The sequence below is a fragment of the Ferdinandcohnia salidurans genome, assembly GCF_042680725.1.
Lineage (GTDB): Bacteria > Bacillota > Bacilli > Bacillales > Bacillaceae_L > Ferdinandcohnia > Ferdinandcohnia salidurans.
The window spans coordinates 58,775-80,345 of the sequence record NZ_JBHUEK010000004.1; the positions used below are offsets into that span (position 1 = coordinate 58,775).

General features: G+C 37.4%; 17 protein-coding genes. 11 read left to right on the plus strand and 6 right to left on the minus strand.

Annotation, left to right across the window (positions count from 1 at the left end):
• Nucleotides 1-22: 22 nt before the first annotated feature.
• Nucleotides 23-1,510: a glucose-6-phosphate dehydrogenase gene (zwf, locus tag ACFSFW_RS00660; RefSeq protein ID WP_388034450.1), complete on the minus strand. Its 1,488-nt coding sequence runs from the start codon at nucleotides 1,508-1,510 to the stop codon at nucleotides 23-25.
• Between the two features lie 260 nt (nucleotides 1,511-1,770).
• Here zwf and rnz point away from each other — a divergent pair, with 260 nt between their 5' ends.
• Genes rnz through ACFSFW_RS00675 form a run of 3 tightly spaced genes read left to right on the plus strand, consistent with a single transcriptional unit; the run spans nucleotide 1,771 to nucleotide 6,707 of the window.
• Nucleotides 1,771-2,715 (plus strand): ribonuclease Z, encoded by a 945-nt coding sequence (gene rnz / locus ACFSFW_RS00665; protein ID WP_388034452.1) that lies wholly within the window; start codon nucleotides 1,771-1,773, stop codon nucleotides 2,713-2,715.
• 17 nt (nucleotides 2,716-2,732) lie between these two features.
• Nucleotides 2,733-3,482: an oxygen-insensitive NADPH nitroreductase gene (gene nfsA, locus ACFSFW_RS00670; RefSeq protein ID WP_388034454.1), complete on the plus strand. Its 750-nt coding sequence runs from the start codon at nucleotides 2,733-2,735 to the stop codon at nucleotides 3,480-3,482.
• A gap of 27 nt (nucleotides 3,483-3,509) precedes the next feature.
• Entirely contained in the window at nucleotides 3,510-6,707 is a 3,198-nt protein-coding gene (locus tag ACFSFW_RS00675) for an SNF2 helicase associated domain-containing protein (RefSeq protein WP_388034456.1), read from the plus strand.
• A gap of 45 nt (nucleotides 6,708-6,752) precedes the next feature.
• On the opposite strand, the gene namA is transcribed toward ACFSFW_RS00675, so the two are convergent.
• The 5 genes from namA to proI all read right to left on the minus strand — a co-directional run bounded on the left by namA (nucleotide 6,753) and on the right by proI (nucleotide 12,284).
• The gene (namA, locus tag ACFSFW_RS00680; protein ID WP_304218378.1) at nucleotides 6,753-7,772 is read right to left on the minus strand and encodes an NADPH dehydrogenase NamA; all 1,020 of its coding nucleotides are present in this window, start codon (nucleotides 7,770-7,772) and stop codon (nucleotides 6,753-6,755) included.
• Between the two features lie 103 nt (nucleotides 7,773-7,875).
• Nucleotides 7,876-8,688 (minus strand): YybI family spore inner coat protein, encoded by an 813-nt coding sequence (locus ACFSFW_RS00685; protein ID WP_304218375.1) that lies wholly within the window; start codon nucleotides 8,686-8,688, stop codon nucleotides 7,876-7,878.
• Nucleotides 8,689-8,744: 56 nt separating this feature from the next.
• Nucleotides 8,745-9,884: a CAP domain-containing protein gene (locus ACFSFW_RS00690; protein ID WP_304218374.1), complete on the minus strand. Its 1,140-nt coding sequence runs from the start codon at nucleotides 9,882-9,884 to the stop codon at nucleotides 8,745-8,747.
• A gap of 231 nt (nucleotides 9,885-10,115) precedes the next feature.
• The gene (locus tag ACFSFW_RS00695) at nucleotides 10,116-11,309 is read right to left on the minus strand and encodes an MFS transporter (RefSeq protein WP_304218371.1); all 1,194 of its coding nucleotides are present in this window, start codon (nucleotides 11,307-11,309) and stop codon (nucleotides 10,116-10,118) included.
• A gap of 129 nt (nucleotides 11,310-11,438) precedes the next feature.
• Nucleotides 11,439-12,284: a pyrroline-5-carboxylate reductase ProI gene (gene proI, locus ACFSFW_RS00700; RefSeq protein WP_304218368.1), complete on the minus strand. Its 846-nt coding sequence runs from the start codon at nucleotides 12,282-12,284 to the stop codon at nucleotides 11,439-11,441.
• A 471-nt stretch (nucleotides 12,285-12,755) separates the two neighbouring features.
• Here proI and ACFSFW_RS00705 point away from each other — a divergent pair, with 471 nt between their 5' ends.
• The 8 genes from ACFSFW_RS00705 to ACFSFW_RS00740 all read left to right on the plus strand — a co-directional run bounded on the left by ACFSFW_RS00705 (nucleotide 12,756) and on the right by ACFSFW_RS00740 (nucleotide 21,484).
• Nucleotides 12,756-13,721: an MBL fold metallo-hydrolase gene (locus tag ACFSFW_RS00705; protein WP_388034459.1), complete on the plus strand. Its 966-nt coding sequence runs from the start codon at nucleotides 12,756-12,758 to the stop codon at nucleotides 13,719-13,721.
• A 26-nt stretch (nucleotides 13,722-13,747) separates the two neighbouring features.
• Nucleotides 13,748-14,542, plus strand: coding sequence for an SDR family NAD(P)-dependent oxidoreductase (locus ACFSFW_RS00710; RefSeq protein ID WP_304218362.1), 795 nt, complete (start codon nucleotides 13,748-13,750; stop codon nucleotides 14,540-14,542).
• Nucleotides 14,543-14,824: 282 nt separating this feature from the next.
• Nucleotides 14,825-15,865, plus strand: coding sequence for a glutathione S-transferase family protein (locus ACFSFW_RS00715; RefSeq protein WP_388034461.1), 1,041 nt, complete (start codon nucleotides 14,825-14,827; stop codon nucleotides 15,863-15,865).
• Nucleotides 15,866-15,877: 12 nt separating this feature from the next.
• A complete protein-coding gene (locus tag ACFSFW_RS00720; RefSeq protein ID WP_388034463.1) occupies nucleotides 15,878-16,378 on the plus strand; it encodes a GNAT family N-acetyltransferase in 501 nt (166 codons plus the stop codon).
• A gap of 171 nt (nucleotides 16,379-16,549) precedes the next feature.
• Nucleotides 16,550-17,812: a Y-family DNA polymerase gene (locus tag ACFSFW_RS00725; protein WP_304218351.1), complete on the plus strand. Its 1,263-nt coding sequence runs from the start codon at nucleotides 16,550-16,552 to the stop codon at nucleotides 17,810-17,812.
• Between the two features lie 184 nt (nucleotides 17,813-17,996).
• Nucleotides 17,997-19,091, plus strand: coding sequence for a tyrosine-type recombinase/integrase (locus tag ACFSFW_RS00730; protein WP_388034465.1), 1,095 nt, complete (start codon nucleotides 17,997-17,999; stop codon nucleotides 19,089-19,091).
• Entirely contained in the window at nucleotides 19,081-21,087 is a 2,007-nt protein-coding gene (locus ACFSFW_RS00735; RefSeq protein ID WP_388034467.1) for a tyrosine-type recombinase/integrase, read from the plus strand. Before ACFSFW_RS00730 ends, ACFSFW_RS00735 begins: the two co-directional genes overlap by 11 nt.
• The gene (locus ACFSFW_RS00740) at nucleotides 21,080-21,484 is read left to right on the plus strand and encodes a DUF6262 family protein (RefSeq protein ID WP_388034469.1); all 405 of its coding nucleotides are present in this window, start codon (nucleotides 21,080-21,082) and stop codon (nucleotides 21,482-21,484) included. The genes ACFSFW_RS00735 and ACFSFW_RS00740 overlap by 8 nt, the downstream gene beginning before the upstream one ends.
• Nucleotides 21,485-21,571: the final 87 nt, after the last annotated feature.

The following is a 21,571-nucleotide window of genomic DNA, read 5'->3' on the forward strand; positions in this document are numbered from 1 at the left end:
AGAGTCGGGGTCTCTTTTCATTTTAGTCTTCAACTGGCCACCAGTGGAACCCGTTTTCTGCTAATAATTCATCCGACGCCTTAGGTCCATTAGAACCAGATGGATAATTTGGGAATTCAGTTGCAATTTGGTTTTCCCAAACCTTTGAAATCGAGTCGACGTAGCGCCATGAAAGGGCCACTTCATCCCAGTGTGCAAAGTTTGTTGTATCACCCATCATACAGTCATAAATAAGCTTTTCATAAGCTTCTGGTGTGTTTATACCATCAATACAGTTATTACAATAATCAAGTTTAACAGGTAATGTCATGGTATTTTGACCCGGTCGTTTCGCATTTAAATAAAGTGTAATACCTTCATCGGGTTGGATATTAATGACAAGCAGGTTAGGATTTTGTTGTTCATTTTCCTCTTTATAATATAAATCCATCGGAATGTCTTTGAATTGAACCACAATTTTTGTTGATTTTTCCTTCATTCTCTTACCAGTACGGATATAGAAAGGAACGCCTGCCCATCTGAAATTGTCGATTAGAAGCTTACCTGCAACAAATGTAGCAGTATTTGATGCCGGGTCTACTTTCTCCTCTTCTCGGTAACCAGGAACCTGTTTACCATTTAACGTACCAGCATCATATTGCCCTCTAACGAAGTATTTTTTTACATCCTCTTCTTCTAATGGGCGAAGGGCACGTAATACTTTTATTTTTTCACTACGAATCTCATCGGTATTTAATTTAATTGGCGGTTCCATCGCTAATAATGCAACCATTTGAAGCATATGGTTTTGTACCATATCTCGGAGAGCGCCTGATTTTTCATAATAGCCGCCCCGATCTTCTACTCCAAGTACTTCACTTGATGTGACCTGGATATTTGATATGTAACGATTATTCCAAAGTGGTTCGAATATTGCGTTTGCAAAGCGGATGACTTCAATATTTTGTACCATTTCTTTTCCTAAATAATGGTCGATTCGGTAAATTTCATCCTCTGAGAATGCATGACGAAGCTTTTCATTCAATTGCTTTGCAGATGGCAGGTTATGTCCGAAAGGTTTTTCAATTACAAGTCTTGTATAACCTTCTGTTTCCGTTAATTCTTCAGCTTTAATGTTGACAGCTATTGTTCCAAAAAACTCTGGAGCCATTGCTAAATAAAAGATCCTATTACCTTCTGTTTTGTAAGTTGAATCTAGTTTTTCAGCTAGTTCCTTTAATTCTTTATAAGAAGCACGATCATTCACATTGAACGGGAGGTAGTAAAAGTGTTTTGAGAACTTCTCGATATCCTCACGATTTTCCTCAAATCTTCCCGATACAGAATTTCTTACGTTTTGTTGGAATTCTTCATTTTCTAAAGGGCGTCTTGCCACCCCGATAACCGCGAAATTTTCAGAGAGTTTTCCTTTCGTATAAAGGTTATATATAGAAGGATAAAGCTTTCGATTTGCCAAATCACCTGTTGCTCCAAAAATAACCACGATTGATTTTGGTGCTGTATTTGTCATATTAATCCCCCACTTCTTAAGGCTTTAGTGATATTTATTTAATGTATACTTTTTTGTTTAGTAAATCAACTAATTCGTATGAATTTTTCAAACTCCTTTTAAAAGTATGCCTTAACAAGGAATGGATATTCGAAAACGATTGTATGTAATGGGTAGAGTGGCTTGTCTAGAGAACAAATGGCAGAATATGATATAGTAGGTAATGGAATATAATCGAAAGACAAGCATAAAAATTTTAAAATTATTTGGAGGATTTCTGAGTGGAAGTCGTATTTTTAGGAACAGGTGCAGGGGTACCCGCAAAGGAGCGGAATGTCACTTCAATTGCTTTACAATTGCTTGATGAACGTAGGGCCACCTGGTTGTTTGATTGTGGGGAGGCAACACAGCATCAAATATTACATACATCCATAAAGCCAGGGAAAATAGAAAAAATTTTCATCACTCATTTGCATGGTGATCATATATTTGGTTTGCCTGGGTTATTAGGAAGTCGCTCCTTTCAAGGCGGAGAGACCTTATTAACCATCTATGGTCCTAAGGGAATAAGAGCTTTTATTGAAACTTCGATAAAGGTAAGTACCACACATATTCGATATCCGCTTGAAATTGTTGAAATTGAAGAAGGTGTCGTCTTTGAGGATGAACAATTTTGTGTAACTGCAAAAGAATTAGAGCATGGGATTCAATCCTTTGGGTATCGAATTGTAGAAAAAGACCTCCCAGGAACATTGCTTGTGGATAAGTTATCAAAAGAAGGAATTAAACCTGGTCCTATTTATCAAAAAATTAAAGAAGGACAAACAGTTTTCCTTGAAGATGGACGTCAGATTAATGGAGAGGAATATATTGGTCCTCCTAAAAAGGGACGTATAGTGACCATTTTAGGTGATACCCGTTATGTTAAGGAGAGTATTGAACTCGCAAAGGATGCAGATATACTCATCCATGAAGCAACATTTAGCTCAAATGAAGCCGATTTAGCTCATGATTATTTTCACTCTACCACAACTCAAGCGGCCGATGTTGCAAAACAAGCGGGGGTCAAACAATTAATACTTACGCATATTAGCTCTAGATATCAAGGCGATGATAGTCAGAGGCTACTTGAGGAAGCACAGCAAGTGTTTAAGTCGACTTATTTGGCAAAGGATTTCTCAAGATACGATGTGAAATCAAACCAAACGAAAAATAAAGACAACTAGTTTGGAGGAACATAACAATGAATACAGTTATTGAAACCATTATGAATCACCGTTCGATTCGTAAATTTGAAGAAAAATTATTATCAGGTGAACAAATTCGTACGATTGTTGAGAGTGCCCAAGCGGCTTCAACATCTAGTTTTATCCAAGCCTATTCGATAATTGGCGTGAAAGATTCAGAGAAAAAGAAGAAGCTCGCAGAAATCGTCGGTAACCAAGCCTATGTTGCCGAAAATGGACATTTCTTTGTGTTTTGTGGGGATCTTCATCGTCACCAGGTTATTAGCCAAATGGAGGAAAAGGACTTATCGACTTCATTGGAGAGTACCGAGAAATTTATGGTTGCTACAATAGATGCTGCCTTGGCTGCTCAAAATGCAGTACTCGCAGCAGAATCAATGGGATTAGGTGCTTGCTATATTGGTGGACTGCGTAATAATCTTGATGAGGTTTGTAAGCTCCTACATATCCCAAAATTTGTGATACCTCTTTTCGGAATTGCGGTAGGCTACCCAGCCCAAATGCCTGATAAAAAACCACGTCTTCCATTTGAGCATATTTATCATGAAGATGAATATAAGCAGGATGAAGACTTATTTAAACAAGAGTTAGCTACCTACAATCAAACTATTTCCGACTATTATCAAGCACGTACAAATGGGAAACGCTCAGATACATGGACGGGGCAGATGGCGAACATGCTTGAAAATCCGAAGCGGATGTATATGAAGGATTTTGTTAAAGGACAAGGGTTCAATCAAAAGTAAACCTAGGATAGAAAGGAGTCGGAATCCATGGATATCAAAATCAAACATAAATTGATAAAAGAAATGTGTGGAACCGTCTCCTTTAAAAGAGGGGACGCTTTTTATCGAACAAACAAGGTTCTATTAACTGAATACGGATCAAATAAATGTAAAGCCATTGTTAAAGGAGCAGAAGACTTTCAAGTAACAATTGAAAAAAGTAGACAAGGAAAATTAGAGACTACTTGCAGCTGTCCATCCCTTGCCAATTTCGATAAGGAATGTCAGCATGTAGCTGCCGTTTTAATTGCGATTCATGAACAGCAAAATCAAGAGCCATTAGCCTTCGATGAAATTCAAACTTCTACTAACGAAAAATTGACGAATGATTTCATGACATTATTTACAAATCGGCCGTTACGTTCAAGTGGCCATCAGCTTCATTTTGAAAAAAGAGAAGTACTCAATGTTCGATTCACATGTAAACCCGTTAAGGTTTCGAATGAGCAAGTCTTAATTGGATTGGAAATTGGAATTGAACAGATGAGGGTACATGATATTCGTAGGTTTCTTGAGGATATAAAACAAGGAAAGCCTAGTATAATATCCGAACAATTTTCATATGATCCAAATCTCCATTGTTTTTTATATGAAGTAGATACTCTACTACACCAATTGATTAAAGTTACTGAGGATGAAAAAGTTTATATTGAAGTTAACTCATTAGACGATCTGGAAACTCGTGAAATACTGTTAATTCCGCCATCTTCTTGGAAAGTTCTCGTACCTTTATTCTCGAAATGCCCATCCGTTTATCTTGAAAACAATGGCTATACGTATGAAGGCCTTCAAATCGAAGAGGAACCACCACCACTTCATTTTTCATTTGAAGAAGGGGAAGAAAGTGACTATCAATTAACCATTCAAGGGTTTAACAGAATGATTATTTTAAAATCCTATCCTATTGTGTTAAGTGATGGACGACTCTTTCAAATATCGGAACAAGATTGTGACCGCTTATTTGAACTAAAGAATATGCTTGTAAATCCAGGTGCTAATCATATTCCAATTCCAAAGGAACAAACTCAATTTTTTCTAAAAAAAATCGTACCAAGCTTGAAAAAGATTGGTGTCGTTCACATGTCTCAAGACATTTCTAAAGAATTTATGAAAACGCCACTTGTCGCTAAGCTTTACTTGGATCGCCTTCGAAACAAACTGCTGGCAGGGCTTGAGTTTCACTATGAAAATACCATCATCCAACCACTTGAGAACCGGGATATTCCAACAGGACCAATGGTAATTAGGGATATCGAAAAAGAGGATGAAATTCTAAGAATTATGGATGATAGCGGTCTTTCGAAGACGGAGGGTGGGTACTACTTGCATAATGAGGAACTTGAGTATGAGTTTTTGTATCATATTGTTCCAAAGCTGCAACCTCACTGTCAGATTTATGCTACAACAGCTATTCGAAATCGCATTTTACCTAAAAGTGAACATCCGAAAATAAGGGTAAAAATAAAAAAAGAACGTACAAATTGGCTTGAGTTTAAATTTGAGATGAAGGGCATTGCCGATCAGGAAATTCGCGAAATTTTAGGTGCTCTTGAGGAAAAACGAAAATATTACCGCTTGAAAAATGGTTCATTGCTCTCACTTGAAACGAGGGAGATGGAGGAAATTCAGCGGTTTTTAAAGGCTGTTCCAATTCAGGACGATGATTTCGAAGCAACCTTAAACATGCCAATGCTTGAGGCTTTACCCATTTTGGATTCGTTCGATGACAATGAAATCTATATAGCTGAGGAATCATTCCGTCAATTTCTTGATTCAATTCGAAATCCTAGTAATTTGAGCATAGAAGTTCCACACCATTTAGATACGATTTTACGAGATTATCAAAAGCAAGGCTTTAAATGGTTGAAGACTCTCGCAAGTTATGGATTTGGTGGTGTACTTGCTGATGATATGGGGCTTGGTAAAACAGTACAGAGTATTGCATTTATTGTTTCTGAGCTTCAAACGATTCGTGATAATAAGCGCCCTGTACTTATTGTTTGCCCATCATCGTTAACATACAACTGGCTCCATGAAATCTTGAAATTTGCTCCTGAACTTCAAGCAATTGTAATTGATGGCAATAAAGCTGAGCGAAGAGCACTGCAACAAGAAAGTGAAGGCATGGATGTTCTTATCACATCCTATCCGTTATTGAGACGTGATAGTAAATGGTATGAGTCTATTAACTTCCATACCGTTTTCTTCGATGAGGCTCAAGCCTTTAAAAATCCAGTTACCCAAACTGCCAGAGCTGTAAAAAAATTAAAAGCAGATCATCGTTTCGGATTAACCGGAACACCGGTTGAAAATTCAATTGAAGAGCTTTGGTCCATTTACTATGTTGTTTTTCCACAGCTTTTTAAGGGGTTAAAGGAATATAGTCATCTTTCAAGGAAAGATATCGCAAGAAAGGTTCGCCCATTTTTACTTCGCCGTATGAAAGAAGACGTTCTTGCAGAGCTGCCGGAGAAAGTTGAAATCCTTGAATCATCAGAGCTTCTACCAGAACAGAAGAAACTTTATGCTGCCTATTTAGCGAAGCTACGTCATGATACATTAAAGCATCTTGATAAAGACACTATACGAAAGAACCGGATACGAATCCTTGCTGGAATCACAAGACTAAGACAGATTTGTTGCCATCCTGCTTTATTTGTTGACGGTTATAAGGGAAGTTCTGCGAAATTTGAGCAACTTTTACAAATCATCGAGGAATCCAAACTTTCTGGAAGGAGAGTTTTGATTTTCTCACAATTTACGAAAATGCTTGGACTGATTGGAAGGGAATTGTCTAGTAGAGGGCATACTTTTTTCTATCTTGATGGACAAACACCTACAGACGAGCGAGTGGAATTATGCCAACGTTTTAATGTTGGAGAACGAGAACTCTTTTTAATTTCTTTAAAAGCTGGAGGTACGGGTTTAAATCTGACAGGAGCGGATACTGTCATTTTATATGACCTTTGGTGGAATCCAGCTGTCGAGGAACAGGCTGCTGACCGTGCCCACCGAATCGGTCAGAAAAAGGTAGTCCAAGTGATAAAGCTTTTTGCACGTGGCACAATCGAGGAAAAGATGAATGAATTACAGGAGAAAAAGCGTGACCTCATTTCGGATATTATTGATTCTGAGGAAAAAACGACACTGACTGAAGAAGATATCCGGGAACTTCTCATGATATAAAAAATCGACAAGGCAAAGGTACTTGTCGATTTTTTTAGTTGGTTATTAAAGCCAACCGCGTTCGTATTGTTTTGGACTATCAATTGAAACACCAAGCTCTTTAGCAGCGGTTCTTGGCCAATAAGGGTCCCGTAATAATTCTCGAGCAATAAATATTAAATCAGCCCGGCTGTTTTTTAAGATCTCTTCAGCTTGAACAGCTTTGGTAATCAAACCCACTGCACCAGTAGGGATATTGGCTTCATTGCGAATTTTATCTGCAAAACTAACCTGATAGCCTGGATATGCGTCAATTTTTGCGGGTACAACAGCACCAGAACTGACATCGATTAGATCCACACCTTGGTCTTTCATGCGTTTTGCATATTGCACATAATCGGCAGGAATCAAACCACCTTCCGTATAATCATTTGCTGATACACGAACAAATAGTGGACCATCCCATACTTCTTTAATAGCTTCGATTACCTCTTCTAAGAAGCGGTAGCGGTTTTCGGAACTCCCGCCATATTCATCTTCCCGTTTATTTGAAAGTGGAGACAAAAATTCATTTATTAGATAGCCATGTGCCCCATGGATTTCAATAATATCAAAGCCAGCTTCTTTAGCACGTCTTGCTCCCGCCTTGAATGCAGCAATGGTTTCCTTTATTTCATTATTTGTTAATTCCTTTGGTGTTTTATAGCTTTCATTAAATGCAATTGCAGAAGGAGCAACAATATCTCCTGTAACAGTTGCTTTCCGTCCGGCATGGGCAATTTGAATGGATGATTTGGAGCCATTTGCTTTAATCATCTCAACAAGCTTTTTTAAACCCGGTACATGATCGTCGCTCCAAATTCCTAAATCCTGTGGCGAGATTCTTCCTTGCGGGGTTACTGCGGTTGCTTCTACCATGATGAGCCCAACCTGACCAACAGCACGGCTAACATAATGGGTATAATGCCAATCCTGCAGCTTCCCATCCTCATCATGACTTGAGTACATACACATCGGTGCCATAACAATTCTATTTTTTAGGGTTACATTTTTAATCGTATATGGTGAAAATAATGCTGATTCCATGAGATTAAAGCCTCCTATTTGTTTCGTGGTGCTAAATATTATATCATTCCCGTCGTGTATTTTAAAAAAATAAGCATCGACTTTATCTCGTCGATGCCTTTCCTTATTTAACAGGGGCTTCAGTTAATTTCTTTCCCGTTTCTTTGCTTATGAGTGCTACTTTCGTTGGTACGTATTTTTGATTTTGCTTATCAAACATATATCTTGTTTCGAAATAAGCGATCACGTCATAGTGGGCAATTCCAGAAACAGCCTGAATTGCAACAATTTCTTGTGGCTTCATTTTGGTTAATTTATCAAAACGATATCCCGAAGCTGGATCGACCCATGTCTCCAATTCTTGTAATCGATTCTGTAGTTCTTTTTTATCAGGAAAATCCCGGTAGCGCTCTTCTGATAATGGTATGACTGCTTCCAAGCTATTTTGCTCATCATTAAATTCGACTTGATATTCGCCAATGTATTTCATTGAAAAACGCTTTTTTGCTTCGTCAAACCATCCTGAAGAGTTGGGGTCAGTATAGATTTCCTCCACTTTTTCACCTGTATAGCTCAGGACAGTTAAACCAGTAACACCGCCACTTCCGATAGAACGAAAATAGAGGAGAATATCCTGTTTCCCGTTTTGAATGACATCTGCAAACTGCATTTCAGCCAACTGATATAAATCCTGTTTATTATGATAGGTTCCTAATTGGTCCCCATTGATTTTTAAAGACCATTCATTCGCAAGGTTATATTGATTTTTTCGCGCGTAAAGCTCAATGATGTCCTTTTTACCATCACCGTCTAAATCAACATACTCTTTTTGAACAATTGTAAAAGGGCCATATTCAACATCGTTCTGGCCGGCAAGAGTTACACTGTGAAAGCCTGTAAGAAGGCCTAAAAATAATAAAAAACGTATCAGTTTCACAAAATCACCTCTTTGGTAGGATAACCAAAAATTGAGAGGGATATAGGTGAAATGCCTTATTTTGTGTAAAAGTTTTCTGTGTAATAGGGGTGAGACTCCGTATTAAAGGCGACTCCCACACCTAAGTATTTATATTCTTCCTTTAAAATATTTTCTCGATGACCCATTGAGTTCATCAAACCTTCATGGGCAAAAATACTGCTAAATTGTCCATAAGCGAGATTTTCACCAGCAATGGTAAATAAAATTTCATCCTCAATCATTCGATCAAACGGAGACTTTCCTTGTAAATTAGTGTGGCTAAAATAATCGTTTTGCGCCATATCTAAGCTATGCTTTCGAGCCGTCTCCTTCACATGATCATCCCAAGTTAGAACCCCTAGTCCATGATTTACTCTAGATGCATTTGTAAGGTCAAATAATTGATATTCAAACCCTTCTTTCAACTGCTCACTTGCATCGGTGTAAAAATCAGCTCTTTTTTGTTCTAGGGCTTCTGAAACAATTTGAATCGAGGTCACCGTGTTATCCTGATGTTTATCATAAAAAAGGGTGACATAGGTGTTATCTATATGGAAGACATCATAGTCCCGGTCCTGTTGAAATTCATAGTAGACAAATCCTTTTTGAATTCGCGTCATGGGTTCCCCCAGTAGATTAAGTGCTTCTTGTTTGGGGGTTCCATATTTGATTCCTTTTGTTGAAGAGATGAGATCCTGATTCGTATATAAACCTATAACTTTATTCTCCGAATTATAAGCGACCAACATAAAATTGTGATAGTCTTCATGATACGTATACCAGTTCGTTCCATATTCATTTAAAGATACCCGTTTTGGTTCCCCAAGTTTCGCTTCTATTGTCTGTTTACTTTCCCCGAGCTCGATATTGTGAATGGAAAAGGCCTGTTCACTTGGTGCATTTAATTCTGGTTTCTCCACTTCATTTTTGTCGATAATCGAATTTTCTGGTGCCTTTTCTTCAAAGGTTTGCAGTAATGTTTCGATATAGTGTATGCCTTCATTAAGTTTGACTTTTATATTTGCGAGTTCTTCAGATTCAGATACTCTGTCTATTTCAGTTGTAATAGTATCTAAAACTGATTGATTATCAGTTTTTGCAGCTAGTTTATCTAATACTGTCCAACCGGCGTATAGGAAAAATAAAAAAGATATAAATAGAAGGATTCTCCTCATAAGTCAACCTCCAATCCCTTTAACTGTGTTCAGTAGAAGTCTTTAACTTCTACTGAATACAGTTAAAGCCTCCGGCGGATGCCACGATTTTTCAAAGGAAATTTTTCAAGCAAGCTCGAAAAAAATCGGGCAGCAATACGCCAAGGCGTATTTGATATATATATTCTATCCAATTTTTTTCGAAACGATAAGGGATTTTAGATGAAAAAGGAAAAAGGGGACTATTGCCCCTTAGGATGAAGTATTATTTTTTCCAATCCATGTAAAATAAAGCAAAATGGATATTAGCACAGATATTGCAGAGGCGATGTAGATTGACTGGTACCCTAATAGATAGGCGATTTGACCAAAGGCAATCGCACCAATCCCCACTCCTAAATCAAAAGAAGAGAAAAAGGTTGCGTTCGCCATCCCTTTTCGATTGTCTGGAGCCGTTTGTACAGCCCATGCTTGTAGGGCAGGCTGCAATGCACCGAAACCTAAACCGTAAATAAAAGCTGCTATGTAAAGGACAAGACTACTAGGTAACCAAGCTAATAGCAACATAGCTAATACAATCGAAAAAGCACCTGGTGCAAACACGGCTCGATGTCCTTTCAGATCATAAAGGCGCCCGGCAAAGGTTCGGGAAATCATTAAAGCGACTGCAAATAAAAGAAAATACCATTCAATCCCGGATATTCCCTTTTGTACAGTATATAAAGGTAAAAAGGCTGCAATACCTCCAAATGAAACAGTTATAAAGAATAATAGAATCGAAGGAGGGAGCGCTGTTTCTTCATAAAAGTCCCATTTTCTAGGATTTTCTTTTACTGGTTCGATTTTTTTATAGTGGATTCTAGATGATAGGATGAGTGCGACTAAACCTAGAATGGCGCAAATGGAAAAGAGTTTTGTATAGGATATTGTACCAGCAAGTGTAAGGCCTAACGAAGGACCAAAAGCTAGTGCGATATTTCCGAACAGACCAAAATAGCCCATTCCTTCACCACGTCTTTTGGCAGGGATTAAGTCTGTTGCGATGGTTCCAGAAGCCGTTGTTGAAAAGCCCCAGCCAATCCCTTGAACCATTCGAAACAAAAATAAAAAGAGTAAACTTGAAATGATTCCGTAGGTGCCAACAGATAGGACGAAAATGGCAAGCCCAAGTAAATATACGAAGCGTCGTCCTCTTATTTCTAGTTGATGGCCAGCGAAGGGTCTGATTAACAGTGCGGAAAAGGTGAAAATTCCAACGACTAATCCAATGAGTTGTTCATTACCTCCAAGATGTTCTACAAATAGTGGGATTGTCGGCAATGTCATCTGAAAGCCGAGAAAAATAAAGAAGTTTGATATGCAGATTAGGGTAAAATCACGGGTCCAAATTTTTTCTGTAGTCGTACTTAGTTGTGGTGGTGTTTCTTTAATAAGCGGTGCACTCATAGAATCTCCCCATCATGATTTATTTCGGTACTCTAAATAATAGTATATCAAAAATGTCAGTAAAATCCTACCAATAGTAAATCACTTTTTCTGGATTGGTAAGATCCTACTGACTTTGATATCATACATTTAATTCTTTTCTGAAACTGATTGGAGCATAGCTTCACCAAGTTCGGCAGAGCGAGCGGTAGCACGTTTTATGCAAGACATCATTGCTTGTTGGTAGTTAAATTGCTCCAATACTTTTATACCTGCTTCGGTTGTACCGCCTGGACTTGTTACTTCTTTTCGCAAAGTAGCAGGTGGCTTTGGTGAACTTTTTAGCATTTCCGCTGCACCAATAATCGTTTGAAGGATTAATTCCTTGGCAATTCCTTTTTCAAGACCGATATCGTCAGCTGCTTTTTCCATTGCTTCGACTAAATAATATACATATGCAGGACCACTTCCTGAAAGACCTGTGACCGCATGAAGGTCTTTTTCTGCGACTGTTGTGACAATCCCAATTGTTTCAAATAATTGACGTGCAATGAGTAAATGGTCTTCGTTTGCGTACATTCCTACAGATAATGCAGTAGCAGATTTTCCAATGGTTGCAGATGTATTTGGCATAGCACGGACTACAGCAACTTCTTTGTTTAGTAAGTCGGTGATGGTTGTAGTCGATACTCCTGCTAATACAGAGATGATGAGTTGGTTCTCATTGACGTGATCCTTAATAGCTAAAACAGCTTCTGCAACGTCCTTAGGCTTTATCGCTAGGAGGATGACTCCAGCATTTTCAATTGTTTCTTGTTTGTTTTGACTTATGGTTACACCATATTCTTTGTTTAGACCTTCTAATCGTTCATAATTGGAGCGATTCATTACAGAAATTTGATTGGGCAAGAAGAGCTCCTTTTGTAGCATTCCAGAAATCATTGCCTCAGCCATTGAGCCGGCTCCAACAAACACGATATTTTGTCTCATTTCCATAACTATCCCTCCGTAATAAAATAAAAAGACCTACTCCATCCTTGTTAAAGGACGGAATAGGTCTGCTATCCGCGGTACCACCTTACTTAACATCTTGAAAAAAGCTAATTTTTCGATGTTCCACTCGGGACCCGTATCGTGGGGGAGACGGTTAGGTTTTCCTAACAGCTCATAGGTAGGTTCAATCAAGAAGTGGGCTACGAGATCTTTCAGCCGCTGGATCTCACTCTCTTATTGCCATTACATGATTTACTAGTCCTAATCATTGCTTTACGAAATTTATATTAATGGTCATTATGCACTGATTTTCTCTGGATGTCAATACCTTCTTTTTGTAAAACGAGCCCAATTTCAGTTACATAATAGAGAAGTTATTCGAATATAATGACAAAATAAGATGAAAAAGGTAAACTAAAAAAGGATAAATGTAACGATACTTTATTGATATAGTACAAAGGAGATTTCTTATCTATGAATAAACTTACTACGACCAAGGATGTTTTTAAAATAACCCTGCCAACACCTTTTGCTGTCGGAGATGTAAATGTGTATGTTGTGAAGGGAGAAGCTTTAACTTTAATAGATGCTGGTGCAAAGACGGAGGAAGCGTGGCAATCCTTTAATGAGCAGCTTGCTCAGTTAGGCTATACACCATCAGACATTGACCAAATTGTGATCACTCATCATCACCCGGACCATGTAGGGCTTCTCGATTATTTTAATAAGGATATCCCCATTTTAGGTCACAAAAAAAACCAACCATGGATAAGTCAGGATAAGCAATTCTTTGTAGAGAATGAGACTTTCTATAATGAGCTTTTTCTTCAATTAGGTCTTGATCGCGCATTTATCAACTTCATTGATATGGATGAAGAACTTGAATATTCTTGTCGTAGATCACTTACAAAAACGATAGGAGAGGGAGATACCATCGATGGTATGACAGGATTTAAAGTGTTAGAAACGCCTGGACACGCACAAAGCCATATCGTTTTATACCGCGAAGTGGATGGGATGCTTATTGCAGGAGATACTCTCTTAGCTAAAATCTCACCAAATCCATTGCTTGAACCACCGCAATTTGGTGAAACCGCTAGACCGAGACCATTAGTCCAGTACAATAGTTCTTTACGAAAACTTCTAACACTTGACATGTCGAAGGTTGTAACGGGACATGGAGCCGATATTATGAACCCTCATGAGCTTATTCAAGAGAGATTTGTCTCACAGAAAGAGCGGGCATATCACGTTCTACAAATGATTAAGAAAAAGCCAATGACTGCCTTTGAGGTGTGTACTAAGTTATTCCCAAAAGTATACTTAAAGCAACCGCTCTTTACTGTATCTGAAACAGTTGGACAGCTTGACTTCCTTGAAGAAATAGGTGAAGTTAAGATAGAAGTCGTGAACGGACAACATATCTATCATTCTAATTAAAAAATCCCTGAGGTGAAAAAGGCCGAATGAATTCAAGACTTAAAGGAAAGAAGATTGTTATTACGGGGGCTTCGAGCGGGATTGGCGAAAAAATTGCCTACCTTGTTGCAGAGCAAGGAGCATATCCAATCCTTTTAGCCCGAAGCTATGATCAGTTAGAAAAAATTGCTCAAAACATTCAAGAAAAATACGGTATCGACTGCTTATTTTATAAGCTCGATGTTCGTGATACAGAAAATGTAAAAGATGTATTTGAGGACATATTACGCAATGTAAATACGATTGATGTGCTTGTTAATAATGCTGGGTTTGGTGTGTTTGCAGATGTTGTGGATGCACAAATAGAGCAGATGAAAGCAATGTTTGAGGTTAATGTATTTGGACTCATTTCATGTACAAAGATGGTTCTACCTGCAATGATCCAGCAAAACTCAGGCCATATTATTAATATCGCATCACAGGCCGGAAAAATCGCGACACCAAAGTCAAGTGTTTATTCGGCTACAAAACATGCGGTACTCGGGTTTACGAATAGCCTTCGAATGGAGCTTTCAAGCACAAATATCCATGTAACAGCTGTAAATCCAGGACCGATTCGCACGCGTTTTTTTGACATTGCCGATGAGTCTGGTACATATGCGAAAAATGTAAATCGGTTTATGCTTGATCCCGATTTCGTCGCTTCTAAAATTGTAAATGCTATGCTAACCCCTAAACGCGAAATTAATCTGCCAGGCTGGATGAATGCGGGAAGTGTGTTTTATACCTTGTTTCCTCGACTCGTTGAAAAAGTAGGGGGAAAGGCATTTTTTAAAAAATAATAGTACCATCAATACTCCTTTTTTAAGGGGTATTTTTTATCTGTTTATTAAATTCGACCATGTGTACTATTTGTAACCCGATAAATGGTATACCGGAAAGGAGCTAATCGGTATACCATCACATCGCAAAACGATAAATGGTATACCGCAAATAAAAAGAGTTCATAAGGTCACTTGATTTTTAGGAGTTTATTCCTTGACGTTTAATTTAGATAATGAGTAAATTACATTAAACACATTGAGTTACTATGTTTTAATTTAAATCTTGAGGGAGAGGATTACATGTCACAAAATGACCAGACATTTAGCTGTGCGATTCCTGTTGAATCGAACAATGACACATCAAAAAAACCAGAAGAAATAAAAGCCGATGGCTCTTTCAATCGTCAAACGAATCGCTTTACTACACCTTTCGGAAATCAGCTTGGTGAATTACCCGTTGAATCTGGCCGCTACCGCTTACTTTGGTCAGCAGCATGTCCATGGGCACATCGCTCTGTGATTGTGCGTAAAATTCTTGGATTAGAAAACGCGATTACCTTAGGGAAAGTAAGTCCGATGAGACCGAGAATCGAGCTTGTAGATTGGGAATTTTCCTTAGATGACAATGGAGTTGATCCTGTTCTTAGCGTTCAGTATGTGAGTGAGGTCTATAAGAATGCGGACTCTAATTATACGGGTAGACCGACTGTACCTGTCATGGTTGATCTTGAAACCAAACAGGCTGTGAATAATGATTATTTTAAGCTTACCAACTATTTTGAAACGGTTTGGGCTCCTTTCCACAAGGAAAATGCTCCAGATTTATATCCGAGTGGATTACGTGAAGAAATTGATGCATTGAACGATGTCATTTTTCATGATGTAAATAATGGCGTGTACAAATGTGGATTCGCTCATTCTCAGGAGGCTTATGAGCAAGCCTATGATCAATTGTTTGCTAGATTAGATGAGTTAGAGGAGCGTTTGTCCAAGCAACGTTTCTTATTTGGGGATTTTATCACGGATTCGGATGTCCGTTTATACACCACTTTGGTTCGCTTTGATGCGGCTTATTATTCGGCTTTTCGCACAAACCGTAATTTAATTCTTGAGTTTCCTAATCTATGGGGCTATGCCCGCGATTTGTTCCAGACACATGGTTTCGGTGAAACGACTGATTTTGATGCCATTAAGCGTCATTACCACCTATCTATCACCATTGACCCTACAAAAGGAGAAGTTAATATCCTTCCTAAAGGACCAGATGAATCGGTATGGCTTTCCGAACATAACCGTGAAAAATTGAGCAATAAAAAAGAAAAGTTTTTGATAAAAGGGTAGGTGAAAAGGAACATGAAAATTCGTGATGCTGAACAGGATGAATTGGATTTCATTCGAGAGCAGCGAGTGGCTGCTTATCGTGAGCATTCAAAGGCAATTCCAGCTCCTCATTGGCAAGCTCTTAAGCGGGCAATTTCTTCTGAGGCTGACCGCCTTCACGGATCTGAGCTTATTGTATGTGAGCTTGATGAAAAAATTGTCGGGAGTGTAGTCTTGTTTCCTGCTAAAACGGACGCATACGAAGGTCAGTTAGAGGAGTTGGATTATCCTGAAATTCGAATGCTAGCAGTAAATCCTGAGGCTCGTGGTAAGGGTGTGGCCTCAGCTTTGATTGATGAATGCATAAATCGTTCCAAAGCAAAAAAGTACCAGTATATTGGATTACATACCGGTGAATTCATGAAACAGGCGATTCAGCTATATACAAAGCACGGCTTCGAGCGATTACCACAATATGATTTTGAGCCTGCAAATGATGGGATTATCGTCAAAGCGTTTCGATTGACCATATAAGACAAAAAAACCAATTCGCTACTCTAAGCGTGTTGGTTTTTTTATGTTCTTCTGTATTAGATGTAAACACCATTTAAAATTCTTCTTAAAATTTCCATTGAAATCGAACGTATATTCTCCTATTATTAAGAATACAATACGAACATATATTCTTTTTGGAGATGATATTAAATGGTGGATTACAGCCAGTTGCCCGTTCAAAAGATTTTGTGCGTGGATATAAAAAGCTTCTATGCAAGCTGTGCTGCAGTTTTATTAGGTCTTGATCCGCTCGAGTGTTATTTAGCGGTTGTTGGAGATACGGAGCGACAGGGAAGTATTGTGCTTGCTGCTTCACCAAAGCTAAAGAAGGAATTTGGGATAAAAACAGGATCAAGACTTTTTGAAATCCCTAAGGATCCACGAATTAAAATTGTAAATCCAAAAATGGCCATGTATTTACGAATTTCAACGGAAATTACGAGACTTTTTAACCGGTATGTACCTAAAAGTGCGATCCATGTGTATAGCGTAGATGAAAGCTTTATAAAGATTGATGGGACTGAAAAATTATGGGGAGACGCAACAACGATTGCGCGTAAAATCAAGCAGGAAATCGAGGCCGAATATGGGCTTGCTTGTGCCATTGGTATTGGTCCCAATATGTTGATGTCAAAGCTCTGCTTAGATTTAGAGGCGAAGAAAAAGGGAATTGCAGAATGGACCTATGATGATATCCCAGAAAAACTATGGACAGTCTCGCCGCTAAGAGAGATGTGGGGGATTGGGAGTAGAGTCGAGCGAACCTTAAATGGGATGGGGATTACAACGGTTGGCCAGCTTGCCCATTATCCACTTGAACTACTTGAGAAAAAATTCGGAGTCATGGGAAATCAGCTGTATTACCATGCTTGGGGTGTGGATTTATCAGAAATTGGTGCACCCATTATACAGGGACAGATCAGTTTTGGGAAAAGCCAAATTCTTATGCGTGATTATCCAGATCCGGAAGAAGTCAAACATGTCATTCTTGAAATGTGCGAAGAGGTAGCGAGGCGTGCGCGAAGACATAAAAAAGCAGGGAGAACAATTAGCCTTGGTATTCATTATAGCCGTGATGAGTTTGGCGGAGGATTTTATCGTTCGAAAACCATTGATACTCCGACAAATATCACAATGGAGATGTACCGCGTATGTCTTGAGTTATTTGAGAAATTTTATGCACAGAAGACAGTCCGTAAAGTCTCAATAGCACTTTCTAATATTGAAGATGACACACAAATGCAATTGGATTTGTTTTATCTCAACCGAGTCAAGCAACATAAGCTTGGCTATGTGATGGATGGTATTCGCGGGAAATACGGTTCCGATGCAATCCTGCGTGCAGTATCCTACACAAACGCCGGAACATCAAGACACCGTAGTAAGCTAGTCGGTGGACATAAGGCGGAATAGAAAGAAGGTAATTAGCAATGATACGGGATCGCGGATCCATATAAACAATACTATAATAAAGGGGAGGCTATAACGTTTATAACGATATACTTCCCCTTTATTTTTTATCGTTGTTTATATATTATCAATATTGTATTATGTATAGTTTTTATAGTAATTAATGATTAATAAAACGGAGGAAAATATGGTTGTTGTTAGAGAGGTTGTTATATCTTCTGGGGAAAAAAGGTGGATAGTGTTAGCTAATGAAGTTGAGCCAGTTATTCCAATAATGAAATATATAAAGTACCTTGATAGTTTAGGAAAGGCTCCTAATACACTTAAATCCTACTGTTATCATTTAAAGCTTTATTGGGAATTTCTACATAGTTACGATAAGAGCTATGAAGAAGTTGATCTGAATTTATTAGCAAGTTTCATAGGTTGGTTGAGGATGCCGCAACAAAATGGGAAAGTTAAATACCTTTACGGAGAAAAAGCGAAAAGAAGTGAGCGATCTATAAATATAATTGTTAACTGTGTTATCAATTTCTATGATTATTTAATGAGATTAGATGGCTTTGATAAAGACCTTAAAACTAAAGTAATGAAAGAAATAAAGGTACATAAGCGCTCTTATAAATCTTTTCTGAATCACATTTCGGATAAGCAGTTACAAACCATGAACGTATTAAAAATTAAAGAACCTAGAAGAAAAATTAAAACTGTAACCGAGGAACAGTCAACACAGATTCAAAATGCGTGTAAGACCATTAGGGATCAACTAATTATTAGAATAATGTACGAAGGCGGTTTAAGAGCAAGCGAAGTAATAAATTTATGGATAGAGGATTTTAATATTAATGATCATAGTATTCTTGTTAGAAAATCTAAAACGGTAGCCGGAGAAAACCGTAAGGTTTATGTTTCTAAAGAGACGATGAATATTTTCCAAGATTATATCATTGATTATCATACAGATGATGTAGATACAAATTTCATGTTCTTTAACTTATCTGGGAAAAATAAAGGAAAACCAATACAATATTGGACAATTCAATCCTTGATGAGAAGAATAGGGAAAAAGACTGGTATTGATTTCTCAGCACATATGCTTCGTCATACATGTGCGACTAACTTACATGAGCATGGAATGGATGCTTCATCAATTCAAAAATTTTTAGGACATGCTTATGTTCAAACAACTATGCAAATGTATGTTCATCCTTCAGATGAGACTATTCGAAAACATTGGGAAAGTGCAATGAAAAAACAAACAGGAGATTTATATGACAACTAATGTAGTAGCATTACTAAATTCTGATAGGATCATAGATCCTAAATTAACGGATTATTGGGCAGCTGACATATGGGAAGTGAAAGATTTTCCATATCCAGACAAACTTGGACACCGTGTGGGTAAAGAAAAATTTGATTTTACGGTAATTCAAAATCCAAATATTAGGCACCAAATAAAATATTATTCGTATTATGGTTTGTCACATGAGTATTGGCTACTTTCCTCTTACAACTATAATATATACAGTTATTTACTTTGGGTTTGGAGATTCATCTCCTCATACAATAAAAATATCAAATCGATAACAGAAATGCCATATCAAGAATCCTTTCAGAAATATAAACAATTTCTAGCTGAGAACAACAAACCCTTAAAAAGAAACAAAGGAAATTGTATTTCAAGATATATAAGTGTTTATCAAGAGTTTTATAAATTTTGGTCAGATTTTTATGATGATCGAGCTGAATATAAAAAAGATTGTTGGAATGTTGAAAAGCTAGGCATTGAATTCAACATGTCCAGAAGAGACAAGAACATAAACTTCGAGAATATACCTTCGGTATTTCGAGAATTGGTCAAGAAGTATATGTTTCAGACCCTTCTTGTTCAGCAATTAATTACTTATTCAACAGCAACAAATATTATGAAGAAAATGTACTTGTTTTTTGACTTTATTGTTGAAGAACATCCGAATTGGAATGATTTACGCAATTTATCCCGAATAGACATTGAAAGGTTCCTCGTGTATGTGAGAAATGTCGAGATGGGCGGTAGAAGCTATACAAAAAATCGGAAACCTAGTAATAGACATATTTTAGAATGTATCTCTAATGTTAAGAGATTAATTGAATATATGCAGCAATATGAATGGGAAGAAGCACCAACAATCCCGGTCAAACTATTAATTTTTTCTGAAGATATTCCTAAGAGAAAATTTATTCGTTATAGTGACCATATCAAACATGTACCCGATGAAATTTGGGAACAAGTACAACAATACTTACACCTTCTTGAACCGGAAATAGCAAGATTAGTTATTATTTTAGAGGCTAGTGGATTCCGTGTCTCAGATGTGTGTCAATTGGATTTCGATTGTTTATTACGAAAAAGTGATGGCTGGTGGTTAATGGGTGATCAACGCAAGGTTAGGCATGAAAAACATATTGTCCCTATATCTGAAGAAATCGTGACTATTGTAAAAATGCAGCAAGAGTATGTACTATTGCGTTCCAAAGAGGGAGATAATCCTAACAATTTCTTGTTCCCCGTATTATCTGGTAGAAATAAGGGTAAAGCTCTATCACAGAAAATCGTAAGCAATGCCCTTAATCGGTTGTCACAAAAGATGAAAATATTAGACAAGGATGGCTCTATTTATCATTTTAAAAACCATGCCTTTCGACACCGATATGGCGTAACCTTAATTAATAATGGAATGAATATTCTTCACGTACAAAAATTAATGGCACATACAAGCCCTGAGATGACTTTAACATACGCTAGAATACTAGATAACACTCTTCGTAAGGAGTGGGAAAAAGTCGAAAATGCGGTTCGTTTAAACCCTAATGGAGAGGTAATACAGGCAAATTTAAGTGAACAGGCTGAAGAAAATGGTCTTGAGTTAGAATGGATACGTCATAATATGGATTCCGTAAGACTTGACCATGGTTTTTGTATAAAAAGCCCGAAGCTTAATTGTGATTTTCTAGAACAAACATTAGAACCACCTTGTATAAAAAATAATTGTCGAAGCTTTCATGTAGATCAAACATTTTTAGATTATTACAATAGTCAGATCATAAAAATGGAGTCGGATATAGAATTATATAAAAAGAGTGGACGACATCGCTCTATTGAATTAATAGAGCCGAAAGTAAGTAAATACAAGGAGATACGTGACTCAATATCTAAGGGCACTCAAATTTTGGGACTATCAAAAGAGAGAAGAGAATATATAGGCTCTGAACGTAAAAAAGGAGGGCCACATGGCTAATGTGAATCCAAACACTCAAGGACTAAAAACATATGCGTTACAGAAGAAAATAAATACCAAGGAACGTGTGGATGAAGCTCTTAAAAAAATGTATAAAGAGAACATGAAAATTAACTTTAATTCAGTTTCAAAAGTGGCAAAAGTATCAAAAGCATTTCTTTATAAAGAATTAGAGTATCGCAATAAAATTGAATCATTTCGAAAAGAACAGGAAGGAATTAAGTTTCTAAGCCATTATAAGAAAAATGTCTCGGAAACATCGAAAGATGTCATTATTGAGGCATTAAAGAATAAAATAAGTGAGTTAAATCAAAAAAATTGGGAATTGGAACTAGAAAACAAACAATTAAAAGAAACACGTAAAGTTGAGCTAGGGAATATTTATGACAAAATATAGTTAAGCATTCCAACTCAAATTATTTGAACAATATGTCATAAAAAATGGCTGTTTTCGCATAGATTGTTGCTATATAGAACATAATGT